General features: G+C 64.6%; 11 protein-coding genes and 1 pseudogene. 7 read left to right on the top strand and 5 right to left on the bottom strand.

Annotated features, from left to right (window positions below; genetic code table 11):
- Window positions 1-96: 96 nt before the first annotated feature.
- Both AC07RM_RS12450 and AC07RM_RS12445 read left to right on the top strand, forming a co-directional pair.
- On the top strand, window positions 97-681 hold the full coding sequence (locus AC07RM_RS12450; RefSeq protein ID WP_495334653.1) for a hypothetical protein: 585 nt from the start codon (window positions 97-99) through the stop codon (window positions 679-681).
- A gap of 41 nt (window positions 682-722) precedes the next feature.
- Window positions 723-1,109, top strand: coding sequence for a hypothetical protein (locus AC07RM_RS12445; RefSeq protein ID WP_495334652.1), 387 nt, complete (start codon window positions 723-725; stop codon window positions 1,107-1,109).
- A gap of 208 nt (window positions 1,110-1,317) precedes the next feature.
- Here the strand turns inward: AC07RM_RS12445 and AC07RM_RS12440 are convergent.
- The 5 genes and pseudogenes from AC07RM_RS12440 to AC07RM_RS12420 all read right to left on the bottom strand — a co-directional run bounded on the left by AC07RM_RS12440 (window position 1,318) and on the right by AC07RM_RS12420 (window position 4,503).
- Window positions 1,318-1,686: pseudogene (locus AC07RM_RS12440) on the bottom strand (MmyB family transcriptional regulator).
- A 31-nt stretch (window positions 1,687-1,717) separates the two neighbouring features.
- Window positions 1,718-1,882: a hypothetical protein gene (locus AC07RM_RS12435; RefSeq protein WP_495334651.1), complete on the bottom strand. Its 165-nt coding sequence runs from the start codon at window positions 1,880-1,882 to the stop codon at window positions 1,718-1,720.
- A 67-nt stretch (window positions 1,883-1,949) separates the two neighbouring features.
- On the bottom strand, window positions 1,950-2,513 hold the full coding sequence (locus AC07RM_RS12430) for a GNAT family N-acetyltransferase (RefSeq protein ID WP_495334650.1): 564 nt from the start codon (window positions 2,511-2,513) through the stop codon (window positions 1,950-1,952).
- Window positions 2,514-2,598: 85 nt separating this feature from the next.
- Entirely contained in the window at window positions 2,599-2,988 is a 390-nt protein-coding gene (locus AC07RM_RS12425) for a cupin domain-containing protein (RefSeq protein ID WP_495334649.1), read from the bottom strand.
- 183 nt (window positions 2,989-3,171) lie between these two features.
- Complete coding sequence (locus tag AC07RM_RS12420; RefSeq protein WP_495334648.1) at window positions 3,172-4,503, bottom strand: aminotransferase-like domain-containing protein; 1,332 nt, start codon at window positions 4,501-4,503, stop codon at window positions 3,172-3,174.
- Between the two features lie 57 nt (window positions 4,504-4,560).
- On the opposite strand from AC07RM_RS12420, the gene AC07RM_RS12415 reads away from it, so the two are divergent.
- From AC07RM_RS12415 to AC07RM_RS12395, 5 genes are all read left to right on the top strand, one after another.
- Window positions 4,561-5,187, top strand: a complete 627-nt coding sequence (locus AC07RM_RS12415) for a peroxiredoxin (protein WP_495334647.1) — start codon at window positions 4,561-4,563, stop codon at window positions 5,185-5,187.
- Window positions 5,188-5,239: 52 nt separating this feature from the next.
- On the top strand, window positions 5,240-6,661 hold the full coding sequence (locus AC07RM_RS12410; RefSeq protein WP_495334646.1) for an aldehyde dehydrogenase family protein: 1,422 nt from the start codon (window positions 5,240-5,242) through the stop codon (window positions 6,659-6,661).
- A gap of 78 nt (window positions 6,662-6,739) precedes the next feature.
- A complete protein-coding gene (locus AC07RM_RS12405; RefSeq protein ID WP_495334645.1) occupies window positions 6,740-7,915 on the top strand; it encodes a trans-sulfuration enzyme family protein in 1,176 nt (391 codons plus the stop codon).
- 116 nt (window positions 7,916-8,031) lie between these two features.
- Window positions 8,032-9,066 (top strand): amino acid ABC transporter substrate-binding protein, encoded by a 1,035-nt coding sequence (locus AC07RM_RS12400; protein ID WP_495334644.1) that lies wholly within the window; start codon window positions 8,032-8,034, stop codon window positions 9,064-9,066.
- Window positions 9,067-9,151: 85 nt separating this feature from the next.
- On the top strand, window positions 9,152-10,264 hold the full coding sequence (locus AC07RM_RS12395) for an amino acid ABC transporter permease (protein WP_495334643.1): 1,113 nt from the start codon (window positions 9,152-9,154) through the stop codon (window positions 10,262-10,264).
- Window position 10,265: the final 1 nt, after the last annotated feature.

Raw genomic sequence — 10,265 nt, 5'->3', positions numbered from 1 at the left:
AGGTGCATCACCTTCGCCATGCGCTTGTGGCGTGGGTGAACGTGGCGGTCGGTCTCCTCATGAAGCCCAGTCCTGGAAATGAGTAATGACGGTCCTATGACAATCAACTATCAGCTTGCGATCGACAGGGCACTCGCGGCGATGCACGCGAAGCAGTTTGACGAAGCCAACGCCCTTCTGCGCGAGGCGGCTGCATTGCAACCGGAGTCGTCGATTCCCCATTTCCTCATGGGAGCGAACTTCGCGGAGGTCGGGTTGCTGGACGAGGCTGAGTCCGCCTATGTCCGGTGTCTGTCGCGTGCGTCCAACCATGCGGCGGCGCGCTTTCAGCTAGGGCTGCTCCAGTTGACGGGTGGGCGCGCCGCGGTTGCTGAAGCGACATGGGAGGCTTTGCTGCAGGAGGGCAACGAGCCTTGGCAACAGTTCGTCCTTGGGTTGCAGGCGCTGCAATCAGGACGCAATGAGGATGCCTACCAGTTCATTGAAAGAGGCATCGCGCTGAATACAAGCAACGAGCCGATGAATCGAGATATGCGAGGTGTGCTGCAGCGCCTTCGGCACATGGAAGGCCGCGATCTGCCGCATGCGCTGAAAATGCCTATTGGGGCAAAGGATGGCCAAGTGGAGACCCCGACGCAGGTTGACGTTTCGCATTTCCTGCTGTCTTCATACCGACAATAGCCCACTGTGTGCCATTGGCGTTGCTGGGTGCCGACATATGTATGAGTTCCATTTCCAAAGCCGATCTTTTTCTTCAGTCACTCCGCACCCAGGTGCTGTTGCGTCAGAACAAGGCGCTCGACCTTGGAAACCCCCCGCCTGATGGCCTCCTTGCGGCCAAGCAGGGGCGGCCCGATGTGGCGGTCTATGTCGCGGCGCAGATCCGAGGGATCACACGGGAGGATCCTTGGCGCAGGCACCGCGCATTCCGGGCATTCCTCGAAGCCGGATTGCTTGATTTGTTCGGAGATGGTGCGTTGGCAGACCCCGCGTTTCAAGAACTGCTCGAGCGAACGCATCGCACGTTGGCGACGAGCGGCGAGTTTGCGGGAGCCGTCGATCGGGTGATCGATGCTTTGCTTCTCGAAGCAGATGCGCTTTGTCGATAAGACAAGCTACCATTTCAATAACGAGGCGGCCGGTGTCATCTCTTTGTTTGCCGCATCCGCGCTGCGGTCATCCCCGCTGCGCGATGACCTATGGCCAGCGGCTCGCCCTCGGATTTCATCTGTTCAGCCATTCATCTCACACACATGCTGAACATTACGACGAAAGCTTCCCATGCAGCGAGTGCCGTCTGTAGACGGCGAGGTTCAGTTAACAAGCTGGCGTGTAGATGCCTAGTTTCAGCGTCGGGTTGTAGTTCGCGTGGAAGCTGGCGTGGTCGAAGCGCACCAAGCCCCGCGGCGGATGGTGCAACCTCGAGCGTCCGGGCATCGGCGCGCGAATGTCGCGGTCTGGCCACCACGCGCCGAGCTTTGGAGTTGATTTGCGCAGCCAATAGTTCAGCTCGACAAAGGCCGGATCGTCGGCCTAGAGATCGTGCACGGCACGAAACTGCGCCAGTATGGCGCCTGCGACGGTCGGCTAACCGTCGCCAAAGAGGGCATGCGCCCGCGCATCGGCAAAGACGAAAAGAGGGATGTTCTGCTCGGCTTTCGGCAGGGCACTGAAGTCGCAGAACATCTGGATCGTCGCGTCGTTCCATGCGAACAGATCACAAGCCCGGTCGGACGTACGCCGGATGTGAAAGGCTCGCGACGATCTTTCGAATCATCTGCGGCACCGTCTTGTGCACGAACGTCCTTGCTGGTGCGTGGCCGGCAAGCTGACGATGGATTCGCCCTGAAGTGAGAAGCGCCTCGCGGGTGAAGGCATTCACTGCCGGCCTCTCGAGATTCAAAATGAATGAAAACAAAGAGGGACATCGGACCACCGGGGAGATGCATTCAGAGCGCGATCCGGAATCTCAGTTCGGGCCGCCCGCCCAGTTCGGGCAGGGAGACGAACTCCTCGACCAGCACGCCGCCATTGGCGCGAATCACGTGCTGCGATGCCAGGTTGTCGGGGCTGGCTGTGAGCTCCACGCGGCCCAGTCCCACCGTGCGCGCCTCGGGCAGGATCAGCCGCAATGCCGCCTTGGCATGGCCCCGGCCGGCTTTCCATGGCACCACCCCATAGCCGATGTGGCCCAGGCAGTACGCGGGCAGGCTGTCGGTGCCGGGCTGCCAGCGCAGCTGAATGCTGCCGCAGAATTCGCCGTCCCAGATCCAGCGCCGGTAGCTGGGCAACCGCGGCACCTGCGCGCCTCTGGGCAGCGTGACGGGCGGGCCCTTGGCTTCGCGGTCGACGAGGCTGGCGAGAAAGCGCGCGGGATCGGTCTGGATCTGCGCGAGCTCCTCGCTGCCCGCCTGCGGCCTGAGATTGTTGGGTGACCAGCCGCGCTCGAGGGCGGCCACGTACCCCGGCAGACATGCATGCGAGGGCCAGACGAGTTGGACGGAAGGGGTCACGGCGATCTTTCTGCGCTCCTGCGCGCTTCGGTTCCCCTCTTCATCGGCGCATCGCGCCAGGGGCTGCCGGGCAAGCAACGCCGATTCATTGCGCGGCCGAAACCGTTCCCAAGGGGCGAAGTTGCTCAGCCAGCGAGCGAGTTTTCTCGACCCTGACATTGCCGGTATGCAGCGTCGACTTGCGCTCGATCAGCATGACCTGGCACTCGTCCTCGGCGACCGGGTTGTGTCGAACGCCTTTCGGGACGATGAACATCTCGCCTTCGCCCAGTTCGACCGAGCCGCCTTCGAGCTCGATGCGCAGGCGTCCCTTGAGCACAAGAAAGAGCTCGTCTTCCTCATCGTGGCTGTGCCAGGTCAACGAGCCCTGAAGTTTCGCCACCTTGATGAAGGCATCATCGACTTCGCCGATGACTCGTGGCGACCAGAGCTCCGAAAGCGACGCGGCAATGTTTGCGGGGGACAGAACGTTCAACACGGGAACTCCAGAAAAGGAGCGGGTGCCGCTCCAGGGTTGCGGTATATCCATCTTAGGAGTGGCGTGGCATGCGCGTCCAATACCGGACGCCTATGCTTGCAGACGCACGCCCTATGAAGGCGTCGGCGTCGCGGTGCTCCTGCATGCCCATGGACGATCGGGCCGAGCATGCGTTGCTCATCAGTGCGCGACATCGACGGCATGGCGGACCTTCCGCAAGGCCGTCTCGAGTGCGTCCATCGATATCGATCCGATCGTCAGGCGCAAGGCATTCGGCGCATTCATCGTCGCCGCGAACGGCTCGGCCGTGGTCACGAGTACACCTTCCCGTTCGAGCGCGGCGGCGACGAGGTCTGCGCGTTGTCCCTCCGGCAACTCGAGCCACAGGTAGTAGGACGTGGTGTGCGACGTGATGTCGCAGTCGCGCAGGATCCGGCGCGCGAGCCGCTGCCGGGCGCGCGCGTCCTCTCTCTTTCTTTCCTCGAGCGCGTCGACCGTGCCGGATTCGATCCAGCTGCATCCCAGCGCCACCATCACCGACGGTGTGTTCCAGGTCGACACCCGGATTCCGCGCTCGAGCAGTGCAATCATGTGTGCCGGTGCCGCCACGAACCCGAATCTCAATCCGGATGCGACGCTCTTCGACAGCCCGCATACGTAGATGGTCCGGTGCGGGGCGTGCACGAAGACCGGTTTGGGCGCAGGCTCCGCGAGGAACGCATAGGCTCCGTCCTCGATGATCAGGAAGTCGTGCTTCTCGGCCAGCCCGGCGAGCGCGATCCGATCTTCCTTTGCCATCACGTAGCCGAGCGGGTTGTGGATGGTGGGCATGGTGTACAGGGCACGCACGCGTCGGCGTTTGCAGAGTTTCGACAGCGCGTCCAGATCGAGACCTCGCGATGAGGGCGCGAGCGGCTCCATGTCGAGCTTGAACGCTTGGGCCAGCCGCTTCATTCCGGGATACGTCAAGGAGTCGACGGCGATGACGTTGCCTGGTTCGAGCAAGCTCATCACCGTGATGGCAAGACCCTGCTGCGCGCCGTTGACGATGAGCACCTGCTCCGCCGGCACGCGGATCCCGCGGTTGCGCAGGTGCCTGGCAACGGTGTGGCGCTCGTGCGGACGGCCGCCCTGCGGCGGCGAGTGCAGCAGCGCGTCGAGGTCGCCCGACAAGGCCAGGGAGCGCAAGCCCTCGCGCAGCATTTCCGCCTGCCCCGGCAAGGTCGGGTAGTTGAACGTGAGATCCACCGCGCCGCTGGGCAACGGTTGCTGCTCGAGGCCCAGCCCGCGCGGCAGCGACGTATCGCGCACGAAGGTCCCTCTGCCCGTCTCGCCGATGACCAGGCCGATGGAGCGCAGCTCCGCATAGACCTTCGATGCGGTGGCCAGCGCCACCCCATGCTGCTTCATCAACGCCCGCACCGTGGGCAACTGCGTGCCCGGTGGCAGATGCCCCTCGCGAATCTGCGTGACCAGGTCGTCGACGATCGATTTGTATTGGGACTTGATCATGAGCGTATCTAGAACAATTTTTTGCTCGTACTAGGACAGAAGATTACGCTCGAACGCATGCCTGATCAATCCTCGAAAGAGAAATTAGCGATGCTGAAAGCACCCGAACTCCCCAAGGATCTCCCCGTACCCGTCGACGATGGCGCCTGTGCCCATCTGCTCGGGCGAAAACTGCCCCCCGTGGAGCTCGTCAGTTCTTCCGGCCGTGGCGTCGACATGTCCTCGCTCGCTGGGCTGGTCGTCATCTACATCTATCCGATGTCGGGCGAGGACGATTCGCTGTTGCCCGACGACTGGGATTCGATCCCTGGTGCGCGCGGCTGCACGCCGCAAAGCTGTTCCTTTCGCGATCATCAGGAAGACCTAGCGGCATTCGGTGCGAAGGTGTTCGGCCTGGCCACGCAAAGCCCCGACTATCTGCGTGGCGAGACGCTGCGCATCCATTTGCCCTATGAGCTGCTGAGCGACGAGCAGCTCGAATTCAAGGCGGCCTTGTCGCTGCCGGTGCTGGAGGCGCGCGTGGCAGGAACGCAGGTGCTCAAGCGCGTGACGCTGGTCTGCCGCGACAGTGAGATCGTCCAGGTGTTCTACCCCGTCTTTCCCCCCGACCAGAGCGCGCAGCAGGTCATTGCGTGGCTGTCGGCAACGCAGGCCGGCAAGGCCCATCGCAAGACGCGAGGGTGAAGCGCAGATGGAATCGACAGTGCACAGGTCCGCGGAGGCGGTCCATCACCCCATGCTGTTGGCCGGCTGCTGGGAGGCCGGCTCGCGGATCATGGAGGTAAGAAACCCCGAGGATGGCGCAATCGCCGCGACCGTCCCGCGCGCCTCCGGGCGAGACGCGCAGCGGGCGGTCGAGTCGGCATTCGCCGCGCGTTCGATGGCCCGAGCGCTCCCCGTCCATCGACGCGCGGCGCTGCTGCAGCGGGCCGCGGTCCTGGTGGAGGCCGATGCCGAACGCTTCGCACGCACGATTGCGCTGGAAGGCGTGAAAACCATCCGCGAGGCCCGGCTGGAGGTCGGGCGCTGCGTGGCAACCCTGAGACTGTCCGCCGAAGAGGCGAGCCGCCTGCTGGGGAGCACGATCGCCTTCGATCAACGCCCGGGCAGCGAGCATCGCAGCGGCTACACGGTGCGCGAACCCGTGGGCGTGGTCCTCGCGATCACGCCGTTCAACGATCCTCTCAATCTGGTGGCTCACAAGATCGGGCCCGCGATCGCGGCGGGCAACACGGTGATCCTGAAGCCGCACGAGCGTACGCCGCTGTCGGCGCTGATGCTGGCGCGCACCCTGATGAAAGCGGGCTTGCCCGAAGGCGTGCTCCAGGTGCTGACCGGCACGGGGGAGGAGATCGGCCCGACGCTGATCTCCGCCTCGCAGGTTCGCATGGTGTCGTTCACGGGCGGCCGGGTGGCGGGCGAAAGAATCATCGCCGCTGCGGGGTTCAAGAAACTGAGCCTCGAACTGGGCAGCAATTGCCCGACGATCGTCATGTCCGACGCGGACCTGGACGCTGCGGTCGAGGCCTGCGCGTCGGGCGCCTTCTGGGCCGCGGGCCAGAATTGCCTGCACGTGCAGCGCATCTACGTGCAGAGGTCGCTGCACGCACGGTTCCGCGATGCCCTGGTCGATCGAACGCGGGCGCTGCGCGTTGGCGCGAAGCTCGATGAGACCACGGACATGGGCTGCCTGATCGACCCGGCGGCGGCCTCGCGCGTGGCCGGTGTGCTGGATTCGGCGAGGGCTGCGGGGGCGGTGGTCCTGACCGGTGCAACGCGCGAAGGCAGCTTCATCGCGCCGACGCTGGTCGATCGGCTTCCGGACCATCACCCGCTCGCGACCGAAGAGATCTTCGGTCCCGTGACGGTGCTCGCGGCCTTCGACGGTTTCGACGAGGCGATCCGGCGCGCCAATACCCCCGACTTCGGGCTGCAGGCCGCGATCTTCACGCGCGACATGGATACGGCGCTCAACGCGATCGATCTGCTCGAGGCCGGCGCCGTGATGGTCAACGACAGCAGCGACTACCGGATCGACGCGATGCCCTTCGGCGGCATCAAGGGCTCGGGGCTGGGCCGCGAGGGCGTGCGATCCGCGGCGCTCGACATGACCGAGATCAAGGTCGCCAGCTTCCATCGTCGCCCCGCGCGGAATTGACACCGCGGCGCACCGGCGCGCACTTCTTTCTGCTTCCTTTTCCTTTTCTCTCTTTCTTTTTCGAACAAGGAGTTTTCCATGAACCTCTCTCCCTCCCAACCCGGCCTGACCACACGCCTGCTCACGGCCGACAGCGACCTGTCCGACGACACCAGCGTCTCGCCGCCCCTGCATCAGTCGGTCAACTTCTTCGCGCGCGACATCGATCATCTGCAGGAGATCGCTACGCCACTGGGCGATCGCTACTACACGCGGCGGGGCAATCCCACTTCCGCGAGGCTGGCGAAGGTGATCGCGCAACTCGAGGGCGCGGAAAGCGGCCTGATCACCGCCTCGGGCATGGGTGCGCTCTCCACCGCCGTGCTGGCGCTGGTGAAGGCCGGCGACCACGTGATCGGGCAGGTAAACCACTACATAGGCATCACCAACATCCTGCAGACGCTCCTGCCGTCCTTCGGTGTGGAGACCACCCAGGTGGACCAGCGCTCCGTCGAGGCTTTCGCGGCGTCGATCCGACCCAACACCAGGCTGATCATCCTGGAATCGCCGGTCAATCCGATGATGCACATCACCGACATGCGGGCGGTGTGCGAGCTGGCCAAGGCCCGTGGCATCGTCACGCTCTGCGACAACACCTTCGCGACCCCGCTGAACCAGCGCCCCACGGAGTTCGGCGTCGACGTCGTGATGCACAGCGTGACCAAGTACATCGGCGGCCACCATGACCTGCTGGCCGGCGCCCTGGTCGGGAGGCGCGAGTTGATAGAGCGCATCTGGGACCTGAGCCTGACGACGGGCGCCATCGGCGCACCTTTCAATTCGTGGCTTGCGCTGCGCGGCATCCGTACCCTGGAGTTGCGCATGCGGCAGCACAACGCGAACGGCCAGGCCGTCGCGGAGTTTCTCGAAAAGCACCCCGCGATCGCCAGGATCTACTACCCGGGGCTCTCGACGCATCCGCAGCATGCGCTTGCCCGCAAGCAAATGTCCGGCTATGGCGGGCTCCTGACCTTCGAGCTCAAGGGTGGCTTCGAGGCAGCCGAGCGCTTCATTAAGAAGCTGCGGCTGGTCACTTTCGCGAGCAGCCTGGGCGGCGTGACTTCCACAGTCGTGCAGCCCGCGGCGCTGTTCGGCAAGCAGCTGTCCCAGGAAGCGCTCGAACAGCAGGGAATCATCGGCGGCCTGATCCGTCTCGCCTGCGGCATCGAGAACACCGAGGACCTGCTCGAAGACGTGGCCCAGGCGCTGGGCTGAGTCGGTTCCACGGTACCCCGCCCATGTAGCGCCGCCCGGTTCGGTCGGGCGCGCGGTCCGGCCGCGAGAGCGCTCTCGCAGGCGTAGTTACCGACCCATCCACAGGAGACAATCGAATGAACAGAATCATCCGTTTCGCGGCAGCCTTGCCGCTCGTGCTTGCCGGCTGGATCGCCAGCGCACCCGCTATGGCAGGCAAGACCCTCGACAGCATTCGCGCACGCGGACAGCTGGCGTGTGGCGTGCACACCGGCAGGCCAGGGTTCGCCGCCGCCGATTCAGCCGGGCGATGGCGCGGCCTCGACGTCGACATTTGTCGCGCGGTGGCCGCCGCGACGCTTGGGGACGCCGAAAAGGTGAAATTCGTTCCGCTGACAGCGCAGCAGCGCTTCACGGCATTGCAGTCGGGCGAGATCGACGTGCTGTCGCGCAACACCTCGTTCACGCTGACACGCGATGCGTCGCTGGGCCTGCGCGACACCGCGGTGACCTATTACGACGGACAGGGATTTCTGGTCCCCAGGGCGAGCGGCATCAAGAACGCCAGGCAACTCAAGGGGCAGACGGTCTGCGTGCAGTCGGGCACGACGACGGAGAAGAACCTCACCGACTATTCCAGGGCCAACAACCTGGGCATCAGGCCGGTGGTCTTCGAGAAGGAAGAGGCCGCGACCGCATCCTATTTCTCGGGCCGTTGCATCGCCTTCACCACCGACGCCTCGGGCCTGGCGGCGGTGCGCGCGAAGGTCGCGCCGAAGCCCGAGGAACACGTGCTCCTTCCCGAGCTGATTTCGAAGGAACCCCTGGGGCCGCTGGTGCGGCGCGGCGACGACGAGTGGGCAGCCATCGTGAAATGGGTCATCCATGGGCTGAACGAAGCCGAGGAGTACGGCATCACGCAGGCCGATGTCGAGAAGCTCAAGGCCGGCAGCGAAGACCCCGCGGTCAAACGCATTCTGGGCGCTGGCGACGACACCGGGAAGCTGCTGGGTCTCGACAAGGATTGGATGGTCCGTGTCATCAGGAGCACCGGCAACTACGGCGAAATCTTCGATCGCAACGTGGGCTCGCGATCGCCGCTGGAACTGGCGCGCGGATTCAACAACCCATGGAACAAGGGCGGACTGATGTATGCCTACCCATTGCGCTGAATCTGCCGTGCCAGTCCCGATGTCCTCTGCCGCCCTGCCTTCGAGGCGCGGACGGTGGTCGCCGCGCAGCCGGGCCGTTCGCGGCGTGGCCTGCCAGGTCCTCGCCGTCGCCGGCATCGCGGTGACGGTGTGGGCTCTGATCTCGAACACCTTGCACAACATGCAGGCCCGCGGCATCCAGAGCGGCTTCGACTTCCTGTGGCAGCCGGCTGGTTTCAGCATTGGCGAGAGCCTTCTGCCATTCGATCCGGCCGCTTCGTACTGGAGTGCCTTCTGCGCTGGCCTGCTCAACACGGTGCGTGTCGCGCTCGCGGGCATCGTGGCCGCTACCGTCCTTGGTACCTTGCTCGGGGTGGGGCGCTTTTCCCGCAATGCCTTGGTGCGGGGGCTGTGCGCGGCATATGTGGAGTGCTTTCGCAACATACCGGTGCTGCTGCAACTGCTCATGTGGTATCTCGTATTGACGCAGTTGCTGCCGCCCATCCGGGACGCATGGCAGGCCGGCCCCTTTTTTCTCAGCAAGGGTGGATTGAATTTTCCTAAGCTGCAATGGCAAGCGGGCCACGCCTGGACCCTTGCCGGGGTGGGCGTGGGTGGGGTATTGGTGATCGCGTTTCGCCGCCGGGCCCGGCGACGGTTCGAGACCACGGGCATCGCGCTCGGGACATGGCGGATCTCCATCGCGTTGTGGCTGGCGGCCGCGCTGTCGGGTTGGCTATTGGGCGGGGCGCCGGCCGCGTTGGACGTACCGTCGAAGGGCGAGTTCTCGGTGGAGAACGGCGGTGCGCTCACGCCCGAGTTCCTGGCCATCGTGTTGGGGCTCTCGATCTATACCGCTGCTTTCATCGCCGAGGTGGTTCGCGGGGGTATCGCCTCGGTGCCCTCGGGGCAGGGCGAGGCGGCTGCCGCTCTGGGGTTGGGCCACGCGCTGGGCATCCGGCTAGTGGTCCTGCCCCAGGCCTTGCGGGTGATCGTTCCGCCGCTGACCAGCCAGTACCTGAATCTGACCAAGAACTCGTCGCTGGCGGTGGCCATCGGATATCCCGACATCGTCTCCATCGCCAACACCGCCATGAACCAGACGGGGAGGGCGGTGGAATGTATCGCCATCCTCATGTCGGTCTATCTGGCGCTCTCGTTGATCACCTCGGTGGTGATGGGTCGATACAACGCCCGCGCGGCGATCAAGGAGCGTTGAG

The sequence above is a fragment of the Variovorax sp. GW821-FHT09B05 genome (genome assembly GCF_059418265.1).
The sequence above is the reverse complement of the archived record's forward strand: the minus strand, read 5'-3'. Positions and strand labels throughout refer to the sequence as shown.